The sequence below is a fragment of the Corallococcus sp. AB018 genome, from assembly GCF_003986945.1.
Taxonomy (GTDB): domain Bacteria; phylum Myxococcota; class Myxococcia; order Myxococcales; family Myxococcaceae; genus Corallococcus; species Corallococcus exiguus.
In genome coordinates this window covers 1-25111 of record NZ_RAWR01000115.1, presented here as the reverse complement: position 1 = coordinate 25111, position 25111 = coordinate 1, and the positions used below count along the sequence as shown (strand labels likewise).

Sequence of the window (25111 nt, the reverse complement as noted above, 5' to 3'; positions counted from 1 at the left end):
TCAAGCGTGAGCGAGTCGTTGCTGCGGTCGGTGCATCACGTCCCCGGGGTCCGGGGGTTCGTGCGCAAGCAGGTGCTGCGGGTGGTGGCGCGCGGGGTGGAGTGGACCACCAAGCTGCCCGGCAAGCGCGCCCTCAACGTGTCCCAGGTGAACCCGTGGCTGCACGTGGGCGGCGGCGTGTCCCGCGCGCGCTACGGCGAGCTGAAGGCCCGGGGCATCACCTGCGTCATCGACCTGCGCGCGGAGCGCTGTGACGACCGCGAGGCGCTGGCGGCGCTGGGCATCGAGCTGCTCAGCCTGCCGGTGACGGACCGCTACCCGCCATCCGTGGAGCAGCTGTCGCAAGGGGTGCGCTGGGCGCTGCCCCGGCTGGACGCGGGCGGAGTGCTGTACGCGCACTGCGAGCACGGCGTGGGGCGCGGGCCGCTGATGGGCCTGGCGGTGATGGTGGCGCGCGGCTGGGACGCGCCGGAGGCGTACCGGGCGGTGCGCCACGCGCGCTGGCAGGCGACGCTCAACGACCGGCAGTTGCGCGGTCTGGCGGACTTCGTGGCGGCTTGGACGGGCGTTCCGGAGAAGGCGGCCTAGGCAGCGGGGCCTGCCGTCCGCCGCTCCCCATCAGCATGTCCATCCACCGGTTGCTGATGCCGAAGTTGCGGTCCGGCGTCGCGAAGTGGTGCGCCATGTGGTGCGCGCGCAGCGCCTTCCCCCAGGCCGTTTTCGGCGTGCGGTGGTGCGTGGCCCAGTGGAGGGTGTCGTAGGTCACGTAGCCCCAGACGATGCCCACGAAGTACGGGAGCATCTGCGCCGGGCGCCCCACCATCCACAGCAGCCCGCCGATGAGCGAGGACAGCGGGATGGTGACGATGAGCGGCATCACCAGGCGCTGTGAGTCGTCCGGGTACTTGTGGTGGTAGCCATGGGCAATCTCATGCACCCGCTGGGTGAGCCGGCCTTTGCCCTCCCAGTGGAAGAAGAACCGGTGGATGCAGTACTCCATGAGGATCCATGTCAGCAGGCCCAGCGGGATGAACAGCAGGACCCGCCCCACGGACGTCCGTCCCCCTGACAGGCCCCACCCGAGCAGGCCCAGCGTGAGCGGGATGTAGAGGAGGACCGGCACCGCGGGGTGCAGCTTCGAGGCCGCCTCCATGAAGGCGTTCTCGAACATCCGGCCGGATTGATACCTGAAGTATGAGCGCCCCATACAAGACGAAGTTTGGGTCGGAGACTCCCAGGCGCCCGTGCCCGTTCGTCCCTCCGCAGTGTCGCCTGGCGGAACGGCCCCGGCCCCTCCGGACGCAATGAAAAAGGCCCCGGCGGCAATGCCGGGGCCTCCTTGCCTGCATGGATTGGCTTCGCGCGGATCAGCTCTCCGCGGGGCGCTCGGTTCCGTCGTCGCCGGACGCCGGGGTCGACGTGGCGCTGCTGTGCTTGTTGCGCCAGCGGTCCACCAGCAGCAGGAGCGCCGGGAAGCCCACCAGCACGATGACCATGTTCACCGCGAAGCCCAGGTTGGCCAGGTCACCAATGGAGTTGAGGCCCGGGTGCTTGGCGAACACCAGCGCCAGGAAGCCGATGGCGCTCGTCAGCAGGCCGCCCGTGATGGCCCGGCCCGTCTCCGCGTACACCGTGGTGAAGTCCGCGCCCGGCTCGCCCAGGCGCTCAATCAGGTGCACGCCCGCGTCCACCGTCGTGCCGATGAGCACCGGGATGACCACGATGTTCAGGTAGTTGAACTGCAGGCCCATGATGGCCATCAGGCCCACCAGCGCCGCGATGGACAGCAGCGTGGGCAGCATGCAGATGACCGCGTTGCGCAAGGAGCCCAGCGTCAGCCACATGGCCAGGAAGACGCTGACCACCGCGGCCACCAGGATGCGCGGCCCCTCGGAGGCCACCATGTCCAGGATGTCCGCCAGGATGAGCGCCTCGCCCGCCGCGGACACCTGGCTGCCGTCTGGCATCTGGAGGTTGCGCACCTCCTTGGTGAAGCGCCGCGTGCCCACGCCGTCCGACAGGCTCACGTTCGCGTAGACCAACACCACGCCGCCCTTCTGGCCGGCCGCGGGCTCGAACTGGCGGCGCAGGCCCACCGGCAGGTCCTCGCGCACGAAGGGCTTCGCGGACGTCATCTTCACCGCGCGCAGCAGGTCGTCGCGCTGGGCCTTCTCCACGCGCTCCGGGTCGATGCGCTGGAGCTTCTTGTGGATGGCCTGGAGCAGCGCGTGCTTCTCCTCCTGATGCTGCGGCACCAGGTCCTCCAGCGCGCCCACGAAGTCGATGGTGGAGTCCTTGCCGAACTTCTCCTTGCGAGCCTGGAGCTGCTTCACCACCTCGCGCTCCATCCCCTCCGTGTCCGTCAGCACCACCACCGGCGTCGCGGAGTAACCCAGGATGTGGTCGATGCGCTTGTCCAACCGCACGCTGGGCAGCGACACGTCATCCAGCTTCGTGGAGTCGTAGTTGAAGCTCACCCGGTACGCCTGGCTGATGAGCCCCACCAGCGCCACGCCAATCACGACCACCACCGCGCGGTAACGGCGCGGCAGGAAGCGCGCGAGCATCGCCATGGGCCCGGACTGCGACTGGTGCTCGCGAGGCACCCAGCCCCAGCGCGACACCAGCCCCAGCAGCGCCGGCAGGATGAGCAGGTACGACGCCACGCTCACCATCATGCCCACCGCCGCGATGACGCCGAACTCGTGGAACGCCCTGAACTCCGACCACGACAGGCTCAGGAACGTGAGCGCCGCCACCAGCGCGGAGATGAGCGCGGAGAAGCCCGTGTGCCGGAACGTCTCCCGCACCGCCTCTTCCGACGTCATGCCCTCCGAGCGCAGCGTGCCCCACCGCCCCAACAGGTGGATGCCGTGCTCCACGCCCAGGCCGCCCAGCACCGCCGCGAGGAAGCCCGTGAGCAGATTCACCTGCCCGTACGCGATGCCCACGAAGCCGTAGGTCCACGTCAGGCCCGCGATGACCGGCACCATGGTGAGGCCCACGGACAGCCCGCTGCGGAAGTGGAAGATGAGGTAGGCCAGCAGCAGCACCAGGGCCAGCGTGGACGCGCGCGCCAGGTCGCCGGTGATGACCGCCTGCTGGTCGATCTTCTTCTTGAACGTGCCGGTGATCTCCGTGCGGAAGCCGGGGCCGTACTTCGACAGGTCCTGCTTCGCCAGGTAGTCCTCCACCTGGGTGATGACCGTCTTGGAGTAGCCCAGGTCCGCGGAGGAGCCCTTGGCCTTGAGGAGCATCACCACCATGCGCTCCTGCGGATCCAGGTAGTACAGGCCGCCCTGCCCCGCGAGCCGCATGTTCGCGCCGCCGGTGTACTTCTTCTGGATGTCGCTGAAGTCCAGCGACGGAGGCGCCTCCTCCTCCAGCCGCACGAAGAGCGGGTTGGCCTGCTCCTTCTCCCACGCGAAGCGCGCGTCGATGCGCTCCTCGATGGTCTTCAGGTCCGGCAGGTCCACGTAGTAGAGGCCGTGCTCGTCGAAGAACTGGCTGGGCCGCTGCGCGTTGACGAAGCGGATCTCCGACAGCGTCGCCAGCTTCGGCGCCATGTCGTCCACGAACTGCTTGAGCTGTTCAGGCTCCGCGCCGATGCCGGCCACCACCACGTTGCCCATGCCGCCGAAGCGCGTGCGCAGCTTCTCCAGGTCCTGCACGGACTGGAACGACTTGGGCAGCAGGTTCGCCAGGTCCGCGTTGAGGCGCAGGTCGCGTGCGAAGAAGGTGCCCAGACCCGTGAGGACCAGCGTCACGAACAACGCCACCCAGGGCCTCTGGTGGCTGCGGGCCGCCAGGGAGCCCATCGCCGCCTCGAACCGTCCGGACCACCGCGTGTCACTCATGGATGTGATTTCCTGCTGAAAGCCCGCGCCGTGACGGCCCGGGGACAACCTTGAGCCCGAACGAACCGGGCTGCTCTCGCGTATATGCCCCGAGCCACCGTGCGTCCAGGCATCGACCCGGGGCCTCCACTGGCCGCATGCCTGGCCCGGGGAACAAAGACAGCCGGGCCTGGGCCGCGCCATGTATGCCGCCCCGGCGCGCGTCATGCCAGGGGATCGGCTTCTCCTCTGAAAATTGAGGCATTTTGCCCCACCCGTTCCGGTGTCGGCGGACGGGCGGAGCAGCCCCTCGCGCCGTCGTGCTGACGGTCTGTGACATGGCCAGCTTTTGCCTCGATACGGGCCCTGCCAGGAGGCAGGCGCCGCATGGAGGCATGGTCGATGGCCTCGAACCCGTCTTCAGCAGCGGAAAGCACGTGGATGCACCGGGTGGAGCGCACGATGGGTGCGCTGGCCGCGCACAACCACCGCCGCCCCTTCACGGCGCTTGTCTGCGCGCTCGTGCTGTCCGTCGTGGGCCTGCTGTCCGCGCGCCACCTGACGCTCAACGCGAACCTGGTGGACCTGCTGCCCCAGTCCTTCGAAAGCGTGGAGGCCATCCACACCCTGGAGCAGCGCTTCGGCGCCCAGGGGTGGGTGGTGGTGGTGGGCGAGGATGGGGACCCGGCGCAGCTCCAGCAGTTCGCGGAGGACGTGGCGCCGAAGCTGGAGGCGCTGCCGGGCATCCGCTATGTGGAGATCACCCGCCCCAGCAGCTTCTTCCGCAGCCACGCGCTCTACTTCCTGTCGCCCGAGGACCTGAAGGAGGTGGAGCGCCGCATCGACACGCGCCTCACCTGGGAGAAGGAGCAGGCCAATCCACTCTACGTGCCGCTGGCTGACGACCCCGCCCCATCGCTGGACTTCTCCGACCTGGAGGAGAAGTACGCCGGCGGCGCGGTGACGCGCCTGTCCAGCCACCCCAGCGACTACTACCTGGACCCCGCCGCGCGCCGCGTGGTGGTGCTGGCCAAGCCAGAGGTGTCGTCCGCGGACCTCACCTTCTCCACGAAGATCGTCGAAGAGGTGCAGGGCGTCCTGCGGCAACAGGACCTGTCGAAGTACGGGCCCGGCTTCCACACGCAAATCACCGGCTCGTTCCAGAAGAAGATGGATCAGCAGGGACAGATTACCCGCGACGTGGCGGTGTCCTCGACGGTGGCCACGGTGCTGGTGCTGCTCTACCTGTTCCTGCACTTCCGCAGCGTGCTCGCGGTGGGGATGGTGTTGGCCCCGGTGGGCGCGGGCCTCGCGTGGACCTACGGTCTGGTGGGCATGGCGTATGGCCGCGTCAACCTGCTCACGGCCTTCCTGGGCGCCATCCTGGGCGGCCTGGGCGTGGAGCACGGCATCCACCTGTTGGGCCGCTACCTCGCGTTGCGCGGAGAGGGGCGGTCCTCCGAGCAGGCCACGCGCGAGTCGTTCACGCACACAGGTGGCGCGGCGCTGGTGTCCGCGGTGGTGGCGGCGCTCACGTTCTTCGTGCTGGGCAGCTCCAAGCTCACGGCGTTCCGCGAGTTCGGCGTCATCGCGGGCGTGGGCATGCTGGTGCTCATCCTCGCGTACGTGCTGGTGCTTCCGGCGGTGCTGGGGCTGGGAGCGCGCTGGGGTTGGAGGCCGCGCGCGAACTCCACGGAGATGACGGAGGCGCCGCTGGGCCGCGTCATCACGCACCGGCGCGGGCTGCTCACCGTCGTGTCCGCGCTCGTGGTGGCGGGCCTGCTCACGCAGATGCCGCGCCTGCGGTTCGACTACGACATCGGCTCCCTACAGGACCAGCGCCTGGACTCGTTCGTGCTGGACCGTGCCGTCAACCAGCTCATCGGCTATTCGCAGGTCCCGCTGGTGGTGCTCACGAACTCCCGCGAGGAGGAGGCCGCGGTCGTCCGGGAGCTCCAGGCGCGCAAGCGGCAGCAGGGCGCGAACTCCACGGTGGACTTCGTCGCGGCGCTCGCGAGCCTGGTGCCGGAGCGGCAGGCGGAGAAGCAGGCCATCCTGAAGGACATCGGGAAGCGGGTGGAGGACGTGCCCGAAGGCCAGCTCACCCCGAAGCAGCGCGGGCAGTTGGAGGAGCTGCGCAGGCAGGTGCGAGCACAGCCCTTCACCGAGGCGGACCTGCCCTCCAGCGTGCGCCAGCAGTTCGAGGGACGCGACGGTCACGGCACCGGCTTCGTGCTGGTGTATCCGTCCGCGGATCAATCCAACGGCCAGGCCATGCGCCGGATGGCGAAGGAGGTCCGCGGGATGGTGCTGCCGGATGGCCGGCCCGCGGTGGTGGCCGGTGAAGCGATGGTGCAGGCGGACATCGTGAACCTGGTGTCGCACGAGGCGCCGTTCATCCTGCTGGGCTCCACGCTCACGGTGCTGCTGGCCATGTGGCTGACGCTGGGCGGCCTGCGCACCGCGCTCCTGTGCCTGATGCCCACGGTGGTGTCGCTGTTCGCGGTGCTGGGGCTCATGCCGCTGCTGGACATGGAGTTCAACTACCTCAACATCCTGGTCATCCCGGTGCTCATCGGGACGACGGTGGACGCGGGCGTGCACCTCATCACGCGGCTCGCGTCACCGCGCAGCGACTTCGTGCGGGTGTATTCGGAGACAGGCAAGGCCATCTGCGGCGGCCTGCTCACGAGCGCGGTGGGCTTCGGCGCGCTGCTGCTGGCGGACCACCCGGGACTCAACTCGATTGGCGCCCTGGCGAACGTGGGGTTCGGGATGAACCTGCTCATCATGCTGGTGACCTTCCCGGCGCTGTTGCTGGTGCTCTCCGAGCGCAAGCGGCGCCACCGTGCGGTTCCCTCGCGCCGCCGGGGTGAGCACCTCATCAGGGATGGCCAGGGTCCTCACCGGCCCACGCCCTCCCATTAGGCCGAGGCGTCGTCCGTCCGGCCCCACAGCCACAAGGAGCGGAAGCGATGTCTCAGCAATGGATCTGGATGAGCGTGGCGGCGGGCACCCTGGCGCTGGGCACCGCGAACGCGCAGGTGGATCCGAACTCCGCGAGCGCCATCACCACCAGCCAGCCGAACCCGGGGGCCCCGCCGGGCACGCCCGCCCCCATGGGAGGCGCGTTGGACAACCAGGTGACGCAGCCCCTTGGCGACGTCACCAGCGTGGGCGCGGGCGGCAGCGGCACGAGCACGGGCGCGGTGATTCCGCAGCCGTACGGCACCCAGCCGTCCGTCTCCGGCAACACAACGGAGTACGTGCCGCCTGGCCCCGGCAATGCCACCACCGTGACGGGCGGCGGTACGGTGGTCGCGCCCGGTTCGGCCACCACCGTGACAGGGACCGGCGCGGTGCTGGCTCCCGGCACCAGCACCACCGTGGCGGGTTCCACGGGCTCCACCGCCACCACGGGCGCGCTGCTGCCGCCCGCGACGACGACCCCCGGCACCACGCTGCCGGGCGCCTCCATCAGCACCGTCACGCCGGGAACTCCGACGGGCACCATGTCCAGCACGGGCGCGGTGCTGCCTCCAGCCACGGGCCTGACGCCACCGGAAATCACCAGCTCACAGCCCACCACGCCGTCGCCAGGAGGCAACCCGCTGACGCCGGACAGCAACACGTCCAGCAACTCCGTGACGCCGCTCGGTGGCGGCAGCGTGCTCCAGCCCCCGAGTCCTTGAGCCCCGTGGGCCGGGCTCCCTGGCTCGCACTCCGAGCCATCGGGCGTGGGGCACGGTGGACAACCCCGTCCCGCGCAACCCTCCCCTCGCGGCCGCCCATGCCGTTCCCCGAGCAAGCAGGCGAATGAGCCACCCCTGCACACATCCCGAGGCCTGCTCACTTTCGGTCGTGCAGGCAGCCACGACCTTTCAAGCAGTCAGAGCTCCTATCGGGGGAATCCACATGAAGAAGTTCCTGAAGACCCAGCTGACGGTGGCGGCGGTTCTCGCGGGTGCGCTCGCGCTCGGTACGGGATGTAAGTCGGATCAATCCGCGACGCGCGGCACCGAGCCGGCCTCCGACTCCACCATGGGCACGGACTCCAGCGGCACGGGGACGGACACGTCCGGCTCCGGCACCACCACCACGCCGCCTCCCAGCAGCGGCGGCTCCGGCTACGACACGGGCAGCACGTCGCCGGACACGACGCTGCCTCCGTCGGACATGGACACCGGCGGCTCCGGCAACACGGATGACTCCACGCTGCCGCCCGCCACGAACGACGGCACCCTGGACCCGGGCACTGGCGGCGCGGGCACCGGTGAGGCCGAGCCCGGCGTGCACGACGGCGAGATGACCGAGCCGGGCACGGGCGGCTCCGGCCTGGATCCGGACGACAGCGCCATCCCGGACGACAGCAGCCTGCCCAACGACTCCACGCTCGACCCGAACAACTCCGGCGCCAAGGGCAACATGACCACGCCGGTGCCGGACTCCACCGGCACGATGGCGCCCAACAACGGCACCACGCGCTAGGGGGTGTCCCTAAACGAGAGAAGATGAACTGCGGCCGAGGGTAGCAGTCGTGCCCTCGGCCGAGCATCAGCAGGTGGGGTTGCACTGAAGCGGGGCCATTGCCTACCCCAGGGGATGCACCGACATGAACTCACCGACCAGGAATGGAAGCGCATCCGCCCGCTTCTGCCTCCGCGGCGGGGCCGGCACTCGCTCAAAGGCGAGCGTCTGTTTGTCAGCGCCGTGTACTGGCTCGCCCGCACCGGCAGCCCCTGGCGAGACCTGCCCGGTCGATATGGCAAGTGGAAGTCCGTGTACAACCGCTTCAACAACTGGTCGAAGCGCGGCGTGTGGGAGCGGCTCTTCAAGGAAGTGCAGCTCGAGTCGAATCCTCCCGTGCCGGGGGACGAAGCGTCCATCCTTGATGGCACCACCATCCGGGCGCATCTGGACGCCGCGGGAGGAAAAGGGGGGTCCAACACAACGCTCTGGGACGCTCTCGAGGAGGTTTTTCGACCAAGGTCCATGCCCTCGTCGACAGCCGAGGACGGCCACGCCATATCGAACTGACGCCCGGCCAGCGGCACGAGATGACCAAGGCCGACGACCTGATAATGCACGCGGTGGGCGCGGCCTGCATCGCCGACAGCGGGTACGATGCGGACTGGTTCCGCGCCCTGCTCAAGTTCTTCGGCATGAAGGCCGTCATCGCCTCCAAGCCGGAGCGCCCCAGAGCCCTTTCGAAGGACCGCAAGCTCTACGCCCTTCGTTATCTGGTCGAGCGGTTCTTCCATGGCCTCAAGCGCTTCCGCCGCCTCGCGACTCGATATGAGAAGACAGCCCGCAACTACCTTGCCCTCATCCACCTCGCCTGCACTCGGATGTGGCTCAATTAGGGACACCCCCTAGTCCCCCTCGGGGTGGACATGGAAGCGCCCGTGACCTTCACCGGTCGCGGGCGCTTCGCCGTTTCCAGCGTCCGGCCTTGCACGCGCGAACAACAAGACCCCGCCGACGCGCGAAAGGCGTCAGCGGGGTCATGGAGACAGCGAGACCTGAGATGATCAGGTCACCTTGACGCCTGGCGAGTAGGGCTGGCCCACCGGTTCGATGATGCGCGGGCTCCCGTTGTCACCCGGCCCATTGCCGGGACCCCCACCCGGGTCGAAGGTGGACGGCGTGCGGCGCTCCTGCTGCTCATCCTCTTCCGTCCCGGCTTCGCGCGCCGGCGCGGGAGGCAGCCCCTCCAAGGGAATGTGCAACACGTCTTTCTTGCTCATGACGAACGCCTCCTTTCCCCTCTGAGGTTGGGGCGGACCGGGGGTTTCCGCCACCGGGCGCACCCCCGCCCGCATGCCCCCCGGCCTCCAGAATGCGTTTCTCTTGGATGACAGGGAGCAGCCGGGGGCTTATCCAAAGAGGTCCAGGCAGCGCGCACCCGCACCCGAACCGAAAGCGTCCAACGCATGAAGCTGTTGCTGGCAGGCCGACGAGGAGCAAGCGATCCGCTGTTCGCCCCCCCGGAGGCGCCCCTGTCCTGGCTGCAGCGCGTGGAAGCCTGGTTCCAGCAGGTGGCCGCGGACGTGCTGGAGGGCACCCGCATCGAGGAGGGCCCCCAGGGCGCGCCCGTGCTGCGCCTGCGCCTGCACCCGGCCGCGGCGGAGGTGTCACTGCTCGCGACGACCCAGGAGCGCATCGTCGTGTCCGCGGACACCAGCGCCGCGGGGCCCGGCTACCACCGCTATCTGGTGGACCTGCTCAAGGGGTTGGGCGACCTGAACGGCATCTCCTGGGCTCCGCCCGACGAGGACGTGGGCGTGGGTGACGCCACGGGCTACTTCCACACTGGCGACGTGGACCTGGTGGAGAAGCACTTCCTGGGCTGGCTCCAGCACTCGGTGGGGCAGGTGCTGCGCATGCGCAGCCTGGGCAACTCCGGCTTCGCGCTGTCCATGCGCTTCGGCCACACCTTCCAGCACCCGGGCGCGCTGCTCACGCCCCTGGGGCCTCGCGACGAGCGCTGGCTGCGCACCGTGCACGAAGACCCGCGACAGGGCACGGACGTGTTCCCCTGGTGGAACCCCGGCGTGGACGCCCGCGAGCGCTTCACGCGCGCCTTGTGCCGGCTGTGGACGGACGTCGTCTGGCGCCCGCCGCTCCTGGAGGAGGAGCGCCAGCGCCTGCGCGACGTGGCCCGGCTGCTGGAGCAGGCCTGGCGCGAGGACCCTTCGCTCCCCTACCCGTGGCGCGAGTGGCAGGAGGTGCTCGGATACCTGGGCATGGGAGGGACGGTGGCGGAGGAGGTCCACCGCCGCGCCCTGGAGTCGCCCGGCGTGGGGCCGTCCATCGGCTACCGGCGGGGCTCCGTGCAGGTGGCGCTCCCGGAGGGCTGGGAGATTCGCATCCCCGGCTCGCTGGCGGAGTCGCGACTGCAGGACGGCAGCTGGGTGGCCCGCGACCATCGCCGCACCGTGCGCGTGGTGCCCCTGGAGGACTCCGCGGAGGAGCAGCTGGCGCCCACCAGCCCGGAGCGAAAGGCCCTGGAGCTGGAGCACCACGGCGCCCGCGTCAGCGGCCGCGCGTCCCTGCACGTGGGTCCCGGCGAGTGCCGGCTGACGGCCCTGTGCCGCTCCGGCAGCCGCCGCGCCCTCTGCGTCGTGAGCTTCGATGATCCAGACGAGCAGGACTGGGCCCTGGGCACCTGGCGTTCATTGGACCACGCTGTCGCCGCCTGACAGGGCAGGTCGTTTCAGCACCGACCACTTGCCAGAGCGCTGTCCGGTGGACAGTCAGCACACCCGGACGTCTTGCCGCATCGCGCAGTCGCACCCACATTCCGGCGGCGGTTTTCCCCACGGAATCGAGTGAGACGCATGAGCGGCAAGCGGGAGATCTGGCCGGGCAAGCCCTGGCCTCGTGGCGCGACCTTCGACGGCGCGGGAACCAACTTCGCGGTCTATTCGCAGGTGGCCACCCGCGTGGAGGTGTGCCTCTTCGACCGGGCGGACCCGACGAAGGAGATTGAACGCTTCGACCTGCCGACGAGCACGGAGTTCGTCTGGCACGGCTACGTGCCGGACCTGGAGCCCGGGACGCTGTACGGCCTGCGAGTGCACGGCCCCTACGAGCCGGAGAAGGGGCACCGCTGCAACCCGCACAAGCTGCTCGTGGACCCCTACGCCAAGGCGCTGCACGGCGAGGTGAACTGGAAGCAGCCGGTGTTCGGCTACCCCCTGGATCATCCGAAGAAGGACCTGATGCGCGACGAGCGCGACAGCGCGGCCGGCATGCCCAAGGGCGTGGTGGTGAGCGACTTCTTCGACTGGGGCAATGACCGGCGCCTGGACATCCCGTGGCGCAAGACAGTCATCTACGAAGCCCACGTGCGCGGCCTCACCATGCGCCACCCGGGCGTGCCGGAGCACCAGCGCGGCACGTACGCGGGCCTGGGCTCGCCGGCCATCATCGAGCACCTGCAGAAGCTGGGCGTCACCGCGGTGGAGCTGTTGCCGGTGCAGGGGTTCGCGGACGACTCGTTCCTCAACGACAAGGGCCTGTCGAACTACTGGGGCTACAGCACGCTGAACTACTTCGCGCCCGAGCAGCGCTACGCCAGCCGCAAGACGCCGGGCGGCGCGGTGGCCGAGTTCAAGTCGATGGTGAAGTCGCTGCACTCGGCGGGCATCGAGGTGATTCTCGACGTCGTGTACAACCACACGTGCGAGGGCAACCACCTGGGGCCCACGCTGTCGTTCAAGGGCATCGACAACGCGTCGTACTACTGGACCATGCCGGAGGCGCGGCACTACCTGGACTTCACGGGGTGCGGCAACAGCCTCAACGCCTCCAACCCGCAGACGACGCGCTTCATCGTGGACTCGCTGCGCTACTGGGTGGAGGAGATGCACGTGGACGGGTTCCGCTTCGACCTGGCCACGGTGCTGGGCCGGGTGGGCAAGGGTGGCTACGACCCGAACGCACCCATCTTCCAGATCATCAACCAGGACCCGGTGCTCTCCCGCGTGAAGCTCATCGCGGAGCCGTGGGACGTGGGGCTCGGCGGCTACCAGGTGGGCGGCTTCCCGTCGCCGTGGCACGAGTGGAACGGCAAGTACCGGGACGCGCTGCGCAAGTACTGGAAGGGCGACGAGAACCAGGCCTCGGAGGTGGGCTACCGGCTCACGGGCAGCGCGGACCTGTTCGCGGCGGCGCGGAGGCGTCCACAGGCGTCCATCAACTTCGTCACCGCGCATGACGGCTTCACGCTGCACGACCTGGTCACGTACAGCAGCAAGCACAACGAGGCCAACGGCGAGCACAACCGCGACGGCGCGGATGACAACCAGGCGTGGAACTGCGGCGTGGAGGGACAGACGGACAACAAGGACATCATCTCCCTGCGCGAGCGCCAGAAGCGCAACCTGATGGCGTCGCTGTTCCTGTCCACGGGCGTGCCGATGATTGTCGCGGGCGACGAGATGGGCCGCACGCAGCAGGGCAACAACAACGCCTACTGCCAGGACAACGAGCTGTCGTGGGTGGACTGGAACCTGGACAAGACGCGCCAGGACCTCCTGGAGTTCACGCGCAAGCTCATCCAGTTCCGCCACGGGCAGCCGGTGCTCCAGCGCCGCCGCTTCTTCCAGGGCGAGCACCTGTGGGAGTCCGAGCACAAGGACCTGGCGTGGTTCCGGCCGGACGGCACGGAGATGGGCGCGGAGGACTGGCAGAAGCCCTTCGTGCGCTCGCTGGCGTTCCTCCTGGGCGGCGACGCCATCCCCACGCCGGACGAGCGGGGCCAGCGCGTGAACGGCGACTCGCTGCTGGTGCTGCTCAACGCGCACCACGACACGGTGCCGTTCACGGTGCCGCCGCCGGGCGAGGGCGGCGCGTGGCGGCTGGAGCTGTACACGGCGGACGACAAGCGCGGCGATGAAGAGATGAAGCCCGGGAAGTTCGAGATGGCCGGGCGGTCGCTCGCGGTGTTCCGCAAGCCGGGAAGCAACAACACGCCGTGATACGGTGCCCGCGCTGTTGATCAGGAGCGCACGGCATGGCGGACGAAGGGGACGGCGGCAGGAGTGAAGAGGCCGCCGTCGCGCGGGTGTACGGGGAGATCGCCTCCGCCTACGAGGTGCTCTACCCGTCGCTGCACCGCTACGGTGACCGCGTGGAGCACTTCCTCGGGGACGTGATGAAGCCGGGCCTGCGCGTGCTGGACGTGGGCTGTGGCCCGGGCCTGCACACTCGCGGGTTGGACGCGTCCGTGGACGTGGTGGGCCTGGACCTGGCGCCAGAGATGCTCGAGTTGGCGAAGCGCTCAAGGCCGTCCGGCACGTGGCGCGTGCACAGCTATCTGGATCCGGTGCCGGAGGACCTGGGCACGTTCGATGTCGCGCTGGCCATTGGCTGCCTGGACTTCTGTGATGACCTGCCGCGCGTGCTGGGGCACCTGGGCAGGGTGTTGAAGCCGGGCGCGCGGATGTTGTTCACGGTGCTGGAGCGCAGGTCCGGGCTGGAGGCGCATGAGGCGTCCACGCGACGGGTGCGCACGGCGGACACGGACGTGACGCTGCACCTGTGGGGCGCGGAGGAGACGGCGCGCGCGGTGGAGGCGGCGGGGCTCCGCGTGCGCGAGTACGTGCACGGGCCGGGCTGGGAGCTGCTGGCCGAGGAGCGTGTGATGTGGTTCGGCTGGTGGGACGTGACGCGCGGCGGCTAGGGGCAATTCGGAAACGCGCAGTGCATCTTGATGTACACGGACGTCGTTCGCCCCTCGTGCACGCCTGTGCCCGGGTCGTCCCCGCTGCACACGTTGTTGCCGTTGCTGTCGTAGGCATGCACTTGCACCCACCAGGCACTCGACTCGTAGACGTAGGGGAGGGTCACGCCCTCGATGACGCCATCCCTCACGTTGAGCGATAGGGGCCCCATTGTCGGGCGCCCATCACCCGACAGCAGGGTCACCGTCGCCGTCACCACGGGGCAGGGATCCTCTCCCATGGAGATCTGCAGCTTCATGGCCCCCAAGCGCCAGCCGGAGTCTTCGTCCCCAGCGCTTTCCTCCCCACAGGCCCCGAGCAGCGCACAGCTCATTCCCAGCATCACGACCCAAACGGCTCGATTCATGTGTCCCCGAGATGGCGCATGGAGCACGCAGCGCTTGGACACCTGAGCCCCAGGGTCTGGGACATGGGCCGTCAGGATTTTCGCACGCCCGCGTCCAGAGGCCCGTCGGCAGCTTCAGGGGGGCGCACGGGGTTGTCCCGAGGCGTCCGGTTCCATGCGGGGGCGCTTTGCGCCGGTGCATGAGACTCGGACGTTCCTCACGGCCATCACCTCCGGGTGTTCCTGCCGCTATCGAAGGCCGTACCGGTCGCACGCCACCGTGAGGCGCGCATGGCTGCCCTTGGCTGGGCAAAAACCCGAACTCGCTCAACGGTAGAGCACGAGACTCAAGATCTCGCATTCGAAGGTTCGACTCCTTCGTTCGCCGGACCCCGTCGTTTCCGCTGGTGCCAACGCGAGTCCACCGCGTCCTCCTCCCCACGCCGCACACTGGCCGGTCGCCAGGGTGTCCAGAGGCTTCCGTGCTGTTCGCGGAACGCTCCGGTCGCCGTCCGTGACCTGCATCCGGTGCGGAGGTTCGGGAGGCTGAACGCGGATCCGGACGGTCTGTTCGCGCGAAGCGCTCGTGGGGCGGCGGGGTCCTTTTCTCCAGCAGCCGGGCTGCACTCTTTTCTTGTCGTCGAGGTGACGTGTCATGGGTATCGGTCGGGTGGAAGTGGCGCAGAACGAGCGGCTGTTCGTGGTGGTGAACGGGAAGGCGGAGCAGTACCTGGGGCCGGGCCGGCACTGGGTGGTGCGTCCGTTCCAGAACGTCCGCTACGAGCGCGTGCCGCTGGAGCCGCCCGTCACCCGGCTGGATGAAGCGAAGCTCGCGTTGGTGCCGGAGAAGGACCTCCAGGTGCTGGAGCTGGGCGCGGACGAGCGCGCGGTGGTCTTCCATCACGGCCAGCCGGTGCGGTGGCTGGGGCGGGGACAGCACCAGGTGTGGACGGCGCAGCGGCTGCCCGGTCGAACCGGTCGGCCCGAGACGCCGACGGTGCGGGTGGAGCGCGTGGACGTGTCCGGGGTGGCGACGGAGCCCCCGCGGGACGAGGTGCGCGCGCTGATTCCGGCCAGTGACTACGTGGAGACCACGGCCACGGAGGGCACGGTGGCGCTGCGGTACGTGAACGGCGTGCTGGACGCGGTGCTGCCGCCGGGCCGGCACGCGGCGTGGACGGTCGCGCACAAGGTGCAGTTCGCGGTCATCGACCTGCGCGAGAAGCTTCTCCACGTCACCGGCCAGGAGGTGATGACCAAGGACCGCGTGACGCTGCGGCTCAACCTGTCCGCGGCGTACCGGGTGGTGGACGCGCGCCGGCTGGCGGTGGTGGCGCGAGCGCCGGATGAAATCCTCTACCTGGCCATGCAGCTCGCTGCGCGCGAGGCTGTGTCCACACGCACGTTGGATGAACTGCTCGCGGCGCGCGAGATGGTGTCCGAGGAGCTGTACGCGCAGGTGAAGTCGGGGGCGGAGGGCGTGGGCCTGGAGTTGCTGCGCTTCGGCATCAAGGACGTGGTGCTGCCGAAGGAGATGAAGGACCTGCTCAACCGGGTCATCCAGGCGCAGAAGGAGGCGGAGGCCAACGTCATCCTGCGGCGCGAGGAGACGGCGGCGACGCGCTCCATGGCACAGACGGCGAAGGTGCTCGCGGAGAACCCGCTGCTCGTGCGGCTCAAGGAGCTGGAGGCGTACAAGGACCTGGCCGCGAAGGTGGGTCAGGTGCACCTCGTGCTCGGTGAGGGCGCGGTGCCCACGCTGCAGCTCAAGGGCAGCTGACACACGGCCGTGTGGCTTCACAGCCACACGGCCTGTCGTTTCAGAGGGGAACCAGGGTTGGCCCGGGGGCTGCAATGTCCCCGGGCACACCCTGAAACCAAGGTTCCCGACCATGCGAGTCCTGCTCGCCACGCTCTTCGTCTGCCTTCTGGCCGCCCCGGCCTCCGCACAACCCTGCCCCCCGGCCGCTTCGCCCACCGCGGGCGTCGCCCAGGGCACCCTGGTGGCTCGCTTCCGTGCGCAGCCGCAGCAGGCGGACACCGAGGCGTGCCCGGACACCGAGCCGCGCACCTTCAGCCTCAAGCACACGGAGGTGGACGCGGAGGTCAGTGGCTTCCTCGCTTCCGTCACCGTGACGCAGGTGTTCGAGAACCCCTACAGCGCTCCCCTTGAAGCGATCTACGTCTTCCCGCTGCCGGAGCTGGCCGCCGTGGATGGCATGGAGATGCACATCGGAGAGCGCGTCATCACGGGCGTCATCCAGACCCGCGAACAGGCCCGCGACACCTACGAGCGCGCCAAGGCCGAGGGCAAGACGGCCGCGCTGCTCGACCAGGAGCGGCCGAACATCTTCACCCAGTCCGTCGCCAACATCCTCCCCGGCGAGACCATCCGCGTGCGCATCCACTACGTGGAGCGCCTCACCTACGACGCCGGCACCTACCGCTTCAGCTTCCCCATGGTCGTGGCCCCTCGCTTCATCGGCGGCACGCCGCTGCCCACGCGCCAGGGCGAAGGCGTGGAGCCCGACACCACCTCCGTCCCCGACGCGAGCCGCATCACGCCCCCGGTGCTCGCCGACTCGCGCAGCGGCCATGACATCCAGCTCACCGTTCGCCTGGACGCGGGCCTCCCGGTCCACTCGCTGCGCTCCACCACCCACCGCGTGGACGTGAAGCGCGAAGGCCAGTCCCGCGCCACCGTGAGCCTGGGCCGCGATGACCGCATCCCCAACAAGGACTTCATCCTCGAATACGTCGTCGCCGACGCGCTCATCCGCCCCGCCGTCCTCATGCACCGCGAGCCCGGCGCGGACCACGGCTACTTCCTGGTGATGCTCAACCCGCAGCTGTCCCCCACCCAGAGGGAGATCGTTCCTCGCGAGCTCTACATGGTGCTCGACACGTCCTGCTCGCAGTCCGGCCTCGCCATCGAGAAGTCCAAGGCCATCACGAAGGAAGTGCTCAACCACCTGATGCCCGAGGACACCTTCCAGGTCCTCAACTTCGACACGCAGGTGACCAAGTTCGCGCCCACCGCCGTCCCCGCCACGCAGGAGAACATCCAGAACGCCCTGCCCTATGTCGCCAACTTCTGGGGCGGTGGCGGCACCGACGTGCGCATCGCCGCCCAGGAGGCCATGGTCCCCCCGAACGACCCCGCCCGCCTGCGCATGGTGCTCTTCATGACGGACGGCCTCATCGGCGGTGACGAGCAGGTCCTCAGCACGCTCCAGGAGCAAATGCGCGAGGAGACGCGCATCTTCTCCGCTGGCGTGGGCTCCAGCACCAACCGCTACCTCATCACCAAGATGGGTGAGCTCGGCCGCGGCGCCTCCACCCTCGTCAACCTCAACCGCCCGGAGGAGGACGTCGCCCGCGAGTTCGAGCAGCGCATGCGCGGCCCCGTCCTTACCTCGGTCGTGGTGGACACCGACGGCCTGCCCGTCAGCGACGTGTATCCGAAGTCCGTGCCGGACCTCTTCGCCGGTCAGCCGCTGTTCCTCGTGGGCAAGTTCACCGGCACCGGTGACGGCGTCCTCCGCATCTCCGGCCGCGTGCGTGGCCAGGTCCGCCGCTTCGACGTGCCCGTGCACTTCCCCGAAGTCGCCCCGGAGCACGATTCACTCAAGAGCCTCTGGGCCCGCCAGCGCATCGAGGAACTCACCGTGGAGGGCTACCGTGGCGAGACGCCTGAAGTCGTCCAGGGCATCACCGACACCGCGCTCCAGTACCACCTGATGAGCCGCTACACGTCCTTCGTCGCGGTGGAGCAGGTGGCCCGCACGGCCCCCAATGGCGAGTCGGTCCGCGAGATGGTCCCCGTGCAGCTCCCCGACGGCATGGTCTCCGGCGCGCTCAGCCGCGAGGAGATTCCCCCCGGCGACCCCATCATCTCCGTGCGCGCCCCGCGCAACGCCCGCCGCGTCACCGCCTACTTCCCCTTCGGCCTGGTGAAGCCGCTCACGTTCGACTCGCTCACCCGTTCGTGGCGCGGCCGGTTCCTCGTGCCGCTGGGCGTCTCGGATGGCTACTACACCGTGTTCATCATCGCGGAGCTGGCGGACGGCCGCGTGGAGCGCAGCGAGGTTCGCTACCGCCTGGACTCCCAGGGCAATGACTTCGACGTCGTCCTCTCCCAGAAGGAGCTCTCTCCCGGTGACACGCTGACGTTCGACGTGGACGCGGTGGAGGCCACGCAGGAGGTCAGCGTGTACGGCGACCTCTTCGGCGAGGACCAGCAGCTGCTCGATTCGCAGGACGGCCTGCGCTTCAACAAGTCGCTGGTCATCCCCGAAGGCACGCCCGCCGGTTCCTACGAGTTGGTGTTCGTCGCCCGCGACGCCGCCGGCAATCGCTTCGAGCGCCGGGAGACGCTGCGCGTCATCCACGCTCGGCGTGACTGACCCGCGAATCAATCTCGGATACCCTGGCGGTCCGTTTCTGGCCCCGCGCCTTCACTGGCGCGGGGTTGTTTCATTCGCACCCGGCCGCGAGGAGTCCTTCGATGTCGTCGTCCCTGCACTACACGCCCAACCTCCGCGATATTGAGTTCAACCTCTTCGAGTTCCTGGACATCGGCCACACGTCGCTGGGCAAGGCGCCCTTCGGGGACCTGGACGAGACGGCGGCCCGGCAGACGCTGCAGACGTTCGCGCAGCTGTGCACGCAGGAGCTGGCGAAGAGCTTCGACGAGTCCGAGCACAACCCGCCGAAGCTGGAGAACGGCGAGGTGAAGCTGCCCCCCGGCCTCAAGGCCGCGATGGGCGCCTACTACGACGCGGGCATGCACCTGTTGGAGACGCCCTCGCACCTGGGCGGCCTGGGTGCTCCGCCGTCGCTGGGCTGGGCCGCGTTCGAGCTGATCCTGGGCAGCAACCCCGCGCTGGCGTTCTTCACGCTGGGCAACCTGTTGGCGCGCGTCATCGACAAGCTGGGCACGGAGTCGCAGAAGCAGCGCTTCCTGCCGCACATCCTGGACAAGCGCTGGAGCGGGTCCATGGTGCTGACGGAGCCGGACGCGGGCAGCGACGTCGGCGCCGCGCGCACCAAGGCCCGTCAGGTGGACGGCGACGTCTGGGAGATTGAAGGCGTCAAGCGCTTCATCACCAACGGCGAGTCGGACATCGCGGAGAACATCATCCACATGGTGCTCGCGCGTCCGGACGGCGCGGCGCCGGGCACCAAGGGCCTGTCGCTGTTCGTGGTGCCCAAGTTCTGGGTGAACGAGGACGGCAGCCTGGGCGAGCACAACAACGTCGTGTGCACCAAGCTGGAGAAGAAGATGGGCCTGAAGGGGTCCGTCACGTGCGAGCTGACGTTCGGCGACGGCAAGCCCACGCGCGGCCTGCTGCTGGGTGACGTGCACGACGGCATCCGGCAGATGTTCCACATCATCGAGAACGCGCGCATGGCGGTGGGCCTCAAGTCCATGGCCGCGCTGTCCGCGGGCTACTACCGCGCGCTGTCGTTCGCGAAGGACCGCGTGCAGGGCAGCGACCTGGGGAAGGCGCGCGACAAGACGGCGCCGCGCGTGAACATCCTCCAGCACCCGGACGTGCGCCGCATGCTGATGGCGCAGAAGGCGCACGCGGAAGGTCTGCGCGCGCTGGCCCTGTTCACCGCGTCCGTGCAGGACCAGGTGGAGATCCAGGGAGGCCACCGCTCCACCGCGGCGGGCGAGGCGGACGTGCTCAACGACATGCTGCTGCCGCTGGTGAAGGGATACGGCTCGGAGAAGGCGTACGAGCTCTTGTCCCTGTCGCTCCAGGTGCACGGCGGTTCGGGCTTCCTCACGGACTACCCGGTGGAGCAGTACATCCGGGACCAGAAGATCGACTCGCTCTACGAGGGCACCACGCACATCCAGGCGCTGGACCTGCTGATGCGCAAGGTGGCGCGCGACGGCGGCGCGACGCTGATGGGCCTGCTGGAGCGCGTCCGCGCGACGGCGGATGGCGACGAGGGCGGTCCGGAGCTGAAGACCGAGCGCGCCGCGCTGGGCGAGGCGGTGGGCCACCTGCAGACGATGCTCGGCACGCTGATGGGCAAGCTGGGCGAGTCCGTCTACCACGTGGGCTTCCAGGGCAACCGCGTGCTGTTCGCCGTGGCGGAGGTCATCATCGGCTGGCTGCTGGTGCGCCACGCGGCCGTGTCGCTGGAGCGGATGAAGACCAACCCCGGTGACAAGGCGTTCTACGGAGGCAAGGTGGCCAGCGCCCGCTGGTACTGCCATGAGGTGCTGCCCGGCATCGCGCACGCCGCGCGCATGGTGGAGAACGGCAACCTGGACCTGATGGACATGCCGGAAGAGTCGTTCTAGCCAGAGGCAGGCGGTGGCGGCGCGCTTCTCGCAGCGCGTCGCCAACCGCTGGTGCGAACAAGCGCCTCGACAGCGGCGGACGCGGCATCAACAATGCCGCGATGATCACCCTGTATGGCTTTGGCCGCGTCCATTCGAAGGTCGTAGGACTCACGCGCGATTTGCGCGTCCTGTGGATGCTCGAGGAGCTGGGCGTGCCCTACCGGGTGCACGGCGTGGATCATCCCGCTGGGGAAACCCGGAGGGAGGAGTACCAGCAGCTGAACCCCTTCTGCCAGGTGCCGGTGCTCGACGACGACGGCTTCGTGCTCACCGAGACGGGCGCCATCCTGCTGTACCTGGCGGAGAAGACGGGCCAGTTGATGCCCACGGATTTCCAGGGCCGCGCCCAGGTGATGCGCTGGTGCTTCGCCGCGCTCACCACCGTGGAGCTGCCGATGGCCCAGCTCATCATGGTGGACCTGCTCGGCGACGCCGACCCCACCGGCGCGCAGCGGCGTCCCGGGTTGGTGAAGTACGCCGAGCTCCACCTGACCACGCTCGAGGACTGGCTCCGGGAGCGTCCGTATCTCACCGGCGAGGCGTTCACCGTGGCGGACATCCTGATGACCACGGTGCTGCGCGAGGTGCGCAACGCGGGCGTGCTCGAAGGCTTCCCCCGGGTCTCCGCCTATCGCGAGCGCTGTGAGGCACGGCCCGCCTGGCAGCGGACGCTGGATGCCTATGAGCAGCGTCTTGGGGTCCCGGCGGGCAGCGCGCGCTAGCCGCGGGCAGCGTGGCGGGCGCTCAAGGTTCCAGGTCGGTGGCAGAGAAGGTGTAGTCACCCACGCCGTAGGAGAAGAGGAGCCCCGTGGTGAAGAACAGCTCGACCGTATGACGGCCTTCCTGCATCACCTGGAGGTCGAACGTGTCGTTCTTCGGCTTTGTTTCGACCATCGCCGCCTGGTACAGCACCTCGCCCCCGGGGTCGCGCACTCGCATGCCACAGTTGTTGTTGCCGACGCCTCCGCAAACCAACCGGTAGGTGCGGCCCGCGACGACGTCCAGCGCGACGACGTCGACATCGCCGTAGGGTTCGATGTGCCCCGAGACGTTGGTGCCAACGGGCCGACGGGTGGCTTCCGCGAGGGTGTTCCCGAAGTCGTCCGGCCCCCGGTCCACCAGCGAGTATTCGTAGCGGGTGTCGAAAGTGGAGGGGGAGGCGGAGAAGCCCTTCACGCGGGCGTACACGGTGCCATCCTGCGTGGCGAGCACGGCCGCCTGGTAGTACGCAGGCCCCCCTGAGCCCACCGAGCCCGGCAACTTGAGCCCGTCCGCGCCGAGGAGCTCAACCAAGCAGGTCGGCTCGTAGCCTTCGTAACCTTCATCCAGGTAGCGACGGCAGCTGAATCGGTAGATGCGGCCGGTCTTGATGCGGAACGAGAACAGGTCCACGTCGTCCACGATGTCCAGGTTCGCGTGCATCGATTGGTCGGCGTCCATGAACTCCAAGGGGGTCGCGGCCTCGATGGAGTCCCCATGGTCATCCCCCTTGCGCACGTTCCGCTTGCAGGACATGTCCGCCTGGACGTAGCCCTGGGGGCAGTCGCACACGGCCTGTCCGGAGGACGCGTCGCACCGGCCCGGACCGCAGTAGACGACATCGCACGGGTCGGACGGTGCGCAAGCACAGAGGATGGCGAGCGCGAGCGCCATCGCCAGGGACGAACCAGAACGCAGCATGTCGTGGACTCCAACGGAGGCCCGGCCCCAATCCCCCCTCGCGCGACGATAGTTCGTGAAAGGGCGACAGGGGCAACAGACCCGCTGGCCTGGGGCCGCGGGTGCGGCTCCGGGGACACACATCGGGCTGGCCCGGGGTTCGCAATAGGGGTGGAGCATGATGCTCTCCACCCTCACCGCGCTGACCCTGGCCGCCACCGTCACCAACACCGAGACCGTGCACGACCTGGAGCCCTTCGGCGGCCACGTCGTCGCGTGCACCGAAGGCGGCCTGGAGCTGTTCACGCCCGCGGGCCGTCCGGTGCGCGTGCTCACGGTGGAGGACGGGCTTCCCAGCCACTACTGCCGCGCGCTGGAGTCCACGGGCGACCGGCTCTTCGTCGCCACGGATGAAGGGCTGGTGTCCCTGGACGCCCGCTTCCAGGTGACGCCCGTGCTGGACGTGCACTGGCAGGCGCTGCCTCCCGCCGAGGACGCGAGCACTCCGGACTACGTGAACCGCCTGGAGTCACTGGCCTCGGTGCTGACTCCAGGTGCGACGTACACGGCGTTCTCTCCGCGCTTCGCGGGCACGGCGGAGGGGCGGCTGTTCGAACTGGGCACCCAGCGCGCGTGGTCCCTGCCGGGCCCGGTGCGCTTCATCTCCGACACGCGCGACGGCGTGGACGTGGGCACCACCGAGGGCGCGTTCTCCATCAGCGCCAGTGGCCGGCTCTCCGCGCTGCGCGACGTGCCCACCGGGCCGCTGTCGTTCACCGTGACGGAGCAGGGCGTGCGCATCGTGGGCAGTCACGGGGAGGTGCACGCGTGGGAGACGGAGTCCGTGCCACTCCAGGCCGTGAGCGTGCCCAAGGGCGCCACCGTGTTGAACACGGAATGGGCGGGCACGCGTTCCTCGGGTGTGTTCCTGCATGGCCCGAAGGGGTGGCGCCGGGTCACTCCGACCGGGCAGATTTGCGGCAATCACATCACCGCGCTCGCCCGGCATCAGGGGCGGCTGGTGGTGGGCACGTTCGACCGGGGCGCTTGCTGGCAGCGCGATGACGGCCGGTGGCAGACCATCCGCACGCCCTCGCTTCCCAGCGACCAGGTGCTGGGCATCACCAGCGACGGACCGAACCTCTACGTCGCCACCACGTATGGCCTGGGCTTCCATGACGGGAAGACGTGGACGCAGATTGCCTACGGGTCTCGCAACCCCGTGGCCCTGGGGAAGCTGTCCGTGCTCAACGTGTCCCAGATGGATGACGGTGTCGCGCTGGTCGACGGCCGGGGCATGTCCCTGGTCACTCCCGGGACCGCGCCCCTGTCGCTCGTGAAGCGGCTGCCGCTGCCGACGGAGTGGAGCAAGCACCCCTCCGTCGGTGAAGCCTCGGGCCGATTCCTGTGGATGGGCAGCGAGGACCGGGGCCTGCTGCGCTGGGACGGCGCGAAGTGGCAGCGCTTCCACGACGGCCGCGACCTCACCGACAACTGGATCACCGCGCTGTCCACCGACGCGCAAGGACGCGCAATCGCGGGCACCTGCCAGGACGGCTTCAGCTACTTCGACGGCGCGAAGTGGACTCGCGTGCGCGCTGCTCCCGGCCTGCCCTCCTCCGCCATCGTCTCCGCCGCGCTCGTGCCCGGCGGGGCGCTGGTGGGCACGCTGCTCGGCGCGTCGTACTTCGACGTGGCCACGGGGGAGACGCGGGCCCTGCCGAAGCTGGCGGATCCGCGCGTCTACGCGGTGCTCCCTGACGGTGACTCCGCCCTCTTCGGCACCGAGGGCGGACTGTCGAGCGCGGCCTGGAAGACCGTCTCGGCTCCGGCCCTCACCCAGCGCTGAGGCTTCAGGCCGGCTTCGGCGCCGTGCCTCGCGCGGCCAGCTCGCGCTCCACGTACAGCCGCAGGATGTGCATGAAGTCCTGCGCGTTCGTCACCACGCCGAAGGCCTGGTGCGTGCCCCGGTCCTTCAGCTTGCTCACCACGAACTCGGACGAATCCACGCAGATGGTGGGCAGCTCCCGCAGGCTGCCGTCCTTCTCCGTCACGAACGCGGGCAACATGTTCCCCGTCGCGATGGCGTGCAGCGCCGTGGCCACGAGCACCGCCATCGTCGCCTTCACCGCGTGCCTGCGCATCGCGTCCTGCGCCGCCAGGTTGTCCGTCACCACGTCCGGCAACGGCCCGTCATCCCGGATGGATCCCGTCAGCACGAACGGCACCCCGTGCTTCACGCACGCGTGCATGATGCCGTTGGTGATGACGCCCGCCTCCACCGCCTTCGCGATGGAGCCCGCCTGCCGCACCCGGTTGATGGCGCGCATGTGCAGCCCGTGCCCTCCCGACGTCGCCTCGCCCGCGCCGCTCATCCCCAGCGTCGTGCCGTAGATGGACGCCTCGATGTCGTGCACCGCCACCGCGTTGCCCGCGAGCAGTGCCCCCACGAAGCCGTTCTCCACGAACCACGTCATGTCCGCGCGCGCCCGCGAGTGCACCAGCGCCGGCCCCGTCACCCAGATGGGATAGCCGCCCCGCTCGCGCTCCTGCACCAGCACCCGCGCCATGTGCCCGTAGTCGATGGGCTTCTCGCGCGACACCTCGCTCGTCATGAACTTGAACTCGCCCTCCCCCTCCTCCATCAGGTAGGCCATGTTCACGTAGACGCCTTCGC

The 25111-nt window shown here is 69.2% G+C and carries 18 protein-coding genes, 1 tRNA gene and 1 pseudogene; 14 read left to right on the top strand and 6 right to left on the bottom strand.

Translation table 11 applies throughout. The features are described 5' to 3' along the window. The first annotated feature begins 6 nt into the window (after positions 1-6). Positions 7-588 (top strand): dual specificity protein phosphatase family protein, encoded by a 582-nt coding sequence (locus D7Y11_RS23880; protein ID WP_120575692.1) that lies wholly within the window; start codon positions 7-9, stop codon positions 586-588. On the opposite strand, the gene D7Y11_RS23875 is transcribed toward D7Y11_RS23880, so the two are convergent. Both D7Y11_RS23875 and D7Y11_RS23870 read right to left on the bottom strand, forming a co-directional pair. After that, entirely contained in the window at positions 515-1171 is a 657-nt protein-coding gene (locus tag D7Y11_RS23875) for a sterol desaturase family protein (RefSeq protein ID WP_233596758.1), read from the bottom strand. The genes D7Y11_RS23880 and D7Y11_RS23875 overlap by 74 nt on opposite strands. 196 nt (positions 1172-1367) lie before the next feature. Next, the gene (locus D7Y11_RS23870) at positions 1368-3857 is read right to left on the bottom strand and encodes an RND family transporter (RefSeq protein WP_120575693.1); all 2490 of its coding nucleotides are present in this window, start codon (positions 3855-3857) and stop codon (positions 1368-1370) included. A gap of 381 nt (positions 3858-4238) precedes the next feature. On the opposite strand from D7Y11_RS23870, the gene D7Y11_RS23865 reads away from it, so the two are divergent. The 4 genes and pseudogenes from D7Y11_RS23865 to D7Y11_RS45355 all read left to right on the top strand — a co-directional run. Further along, entirely contained in the window at positions 4239-6764 is a 2526-nt protein-coding gene (locus D7Y11_RS23865; protein ID WP_233604863.1) for an RND family transporter, read from the top strand. Positions 6765-6811: 47 nt separating this feature from the next. Next, positions 6812-7528 (top strand): hypothetical protein, encoded by a 717-nt coding sequence (locus D7Y11_RS23860; RefSeq protein WP_121752247.1) that lies wholly within the window; start codon positions 6812-6814, stop codon positions 7526-7528. Between the two features lie 223 nt (positions 7529-7751). Next, positions 7752-8324, top strand: a complete 573-nt coding sequence (locus tag D7Y11_RS23855; RefSeq protein WP_120575695.1) for a hypothetical protein — start codon at positions 7752-7754, stop codon at positions 8322-8324. Between the two features lie 141 nt (positions 8325-8465). Further along, positions 8466-9199, top strand: a pseudogene (locus D7Y11_RS45355) (IS5 family transposase); the annotation flags it as partial. Between the two features lie 168 nt (positions 9200-9367). Here D7Y11_RS45355 and D7Y11_RS23840 read toward each other — a convergent pair. Continuing rightward, positions 9368-9583, bottom strand: coding sequence for a hypothetical protein (locus D7Y11_RS23840; RefSeq protein ID WP_169820352.1), 216 nt, complete (start codon positions 9581-9583; stop codon positions 9368-9370). A gap of 186 nt (positions 9584-9769) precedes the next feature. Here D7Y11_RS23840 and D7Y11_RS23835 point away from each other — a divergent pair, with 186 nt between their 5' ends. The 3 genes from D7Y11_RS23835 to D7Y11_RS23825 all read left to right on the top strand — a co-directional run bounded on the left by D7Y11_RS23835 (position 9770) and on the right by D7Y11_RS23825 (position 14025). Then, on the top strand, positions 9770-11038 hold the full coding sequence (locus tag D7Y11_RS23835) for a hypothetical protein (protein ID WP_121752248.1): 1269 nt from the start codon (positions 9770-9772) through the stop codon (positions 11036-11038). 138 nt (positions 11039-11176) lie between these two features. Further along, positions 11177-13321, top strand: coding sequence for a glycogen debranching protein GlgX (gene glgX, locus D7Y11_RS23830; RefSeq protein WP_126934879.1), 2145 nt, complete (start codon positions 11177-11179; stop codon positions 13319-13321). 35 nt (positions 13322-13356) lie between these two features. Continuing rightward, a complete protein-coding gene (locus D7Y11_RS23825) occupies positions 13357-14025 on the top strand; it encodes a bifunctional 2-polyprenyl-6-hydroxyphenol methylase/3-demethylubiquinol 3-O-methyltransferase UbiG (protein WP_121752250.1) in 669 nt (222 codons plus the stop codon). Here D7Y11_RS23825 and D7Y11_RS23820 read toward each other — a convergent pair. Next, positions 14022-14324 carry a hypothetical protein gene (locus D7Y11_RS23820; RefSeq protein ID WP_126934878.1) on the bottom strand — a complete coding sequence of 101 codons (303 nt, stop codon included), beginning with the start codon at positions 14322-14324 and terminating at the stop codon, positions 14022-14024. The genes D7Y11_RS23825 and D7Y11_RS23820 overlap by 4 nt on opposite strands. Positions 14325-14729: 405 nt before the next feature. On the opposite strand from D7Y11_RS23820, the gene D7Y11_RS23815 reads away from it, so the two are divergent. From D7Y11_RS23815 to D7Y11_RS23795, 5 genes are all read left to right on the top strand, one after another. Continuing rightward, positions 14730-14799 (top strand) — tRNA-Leu (locus D7Y11_RS23815). Between the two features lie 267 nt (positions 14800-15066). Next, positions 15067-16191, top strand: coding sequence for a slipin family protein (locus D7Y11_RS23810; protein ID WP_126934877.1), 1125 nt, complete (start codon positions 15067-15069; stop codon positions 16189-16191). Positions 16192-16303: 112 nt separating this feature from the next. After that, entirely contained in the window at positions 16304-18817 is a 2514-nt protein-coding gene (locus D7Y11_RS23805; RefSeq protein ID WP_126934876.1) for a VIT domain-containing protein, read from the top strand. A gap of 101 nt (positions 18818-18918) precedes the next feature. Beyond that, positions 18919-20733: an acyl-CoA dehydrogenase gene (locus tag D7Y11_RS23800; RefSeq protein ID WP_126934875.1), complete on the top strand. Its 1815-nt coding sequence runs from the start codon at positions 18919-18921 to the stop codon at positions 20731-20733. Positions 20734-20834: 101 nt separating this feature from the next. Next, entirely contained in the window at positions 20835-21497 is a 663-nt protein-coding gene (locus D7Y11_RS23795) for a glutathione S-transferase family protein (protein WP_121752254.1), read from the top strand. A gap of 22 nt (positions 21498-21519) precedes the next feature. On the opposite strand, the gene D7Y11_RS23790 is transcribed toward D7Y11_RS23795, so the two are convergent. Further along, a complete protein-coding gene (locus D7Y11_RS23790) occupies positions 21520-22455 on the bottom strand; it encodes a hypothetical protein (RefSeq protein ID WP_126934874.1) in 936 nt (311 codons plus the stop codon). 157 nt (positions 22456-22612) lie between these two features. Between D7Y11_RS23790 and D7Y11_RS23785 the strand changes: the two genes are divergently transcribed. After that, positions 22613-24283 (top strand): hypothetical protein, encoded by a 1671-nt coding sequence (locus D7Y11_RS23785; RefSeq protein WP_126934873.1) that lies wholly within the window; start codon positions 22613-22615, stop codon positions 24281-24283. 4 nt (positions 24284-24287) lie between these two features. Here the strand turns inward: D7Y11_RS23785 and D7Y11_RS23780 are convergent. Next, positions 24288-25111, bottom strand: an 824-nt coding sequence (locus D7Y11_RS23780) for a hypothetical protein (RefSeq protein WP_126934872.1), incomplete at its 5' end; no start/stop codon positions are given.

Bases quoted from the DNA above. Each gene is read 5' to 3' on its own strand.
- D7Y11_RS23855 (WP_120575695.1), top strand. From the start codon at position 7,752: ATGAAGAAGTTCCTGAAGACCCAGCTGACGGTGGCGGCGGTTCTCGCG.
- D7Y11_RS23860 (WP_121752247.1), top strand. From the start codon at position 6,812: ATGTCTCAGCAATGGATCTGGATGAGCGTGGCGGCGGGCACCCTGGCG.
- D7Y11_RS23785 (WP_126934873.1), top strand. From the start codon at position 22,613: ATGATGCTCTCCACCCTCACCGCGCTGACCCTGGCCGCCACCGTCACC.
- D7Y11_RS23835 (WP_121752248.1), top strand. From the start codon at position 9,770: ATGAAGCTGTTGCTGGCAGGCCGACGAGGAGCAAGCGATCCGCTGTTC.
- D7Y11_RS23840 (WP_169820352.1), bottom strand. From the start codon at position 9,583: ATGAGCAAGAAAGACGTGTTGCACATTCCCTTGGAGGGGCTGCCTCCC.
- D7Y11_RS23795 (WP_121752254.1), top strand. From the start codon at position 20,835: ATGATCACCCTGTATGGCTTTGGCCGCGTCCATTCGAAGGTCGTAGGA.
- D7Y11_RS23810 (WP_126934877.1), top strand. From the start codon at position 15,067: ATGGGTATCGGTCGGGTGGAAGTGGCGCAGAACGAGCGGCTGTTCGTG.
- D7Y11_RS23805 (WP_126934876.1), top strand. From the start codon at position 16,304: ATGCGAGTCCTGCTCGCCACGCTCTTCGTCTGCCTTCTGGCCGCCCCG.
- D7Y11_RS23790 (WP_126934874.1), bottom strand. From the start codon at position 22,455: ATGCTGCGTTCTGGTTCGTCCCTGGCGATGGCGCTCGCGCTCGCCATC.
- D7Y11_RS23865 (WP_233604863.1), top strand. From the start codon at position 4,239: ATGGCCTCGAACCCGTCTTCAGCAGCGGAAAGCACGTGGATGCACCGG.
- D7Y11_RS23800 (WP_126934875.1), top strand. From the start codon at position 18,919: ATGTCGTCGTCCCTGCACTACACGCCCAACCTCCGCGATATTGAGTTC.
- D7Y11_RS23820 (WP_126934878.1), bottom strand. From the start codon at position 14,324: ATGAAGCTGCAGATCTCCATGGGAGAGGATCCCTGCCCCGTGGTGACG.
- D7Y11_RS23875 (WP_233596758.1), bottom strand. From the start codon at position 1,171: ATGTTCGAGAACGCCTTCATGGAGGCGGCCTCGAAGCTGCACCCCGCG.
- D7Y11_RS23870 (WP_120575693.1), bottom strand. From the start codon at position 3,857: ATGAGTGACACGCGGTGGTCCGGACGGTTCGAGGCGGCGATGGGCTCC.
- glgX (WP_126934879.1), top strand. From the start codon at position 11,177: ATGAGCGGCAAGCGGGAGATCTGGCCGGGCAAGCCCTGGCCTCGTGGC.
- D7Y11_RS23825 (WP_121752250.1), top strand. From the start codon at position 13,357: ATGGCGGACGAAGGGGACGGCGGCAGGAGTGAAGAGGCCGCCGTCGCG.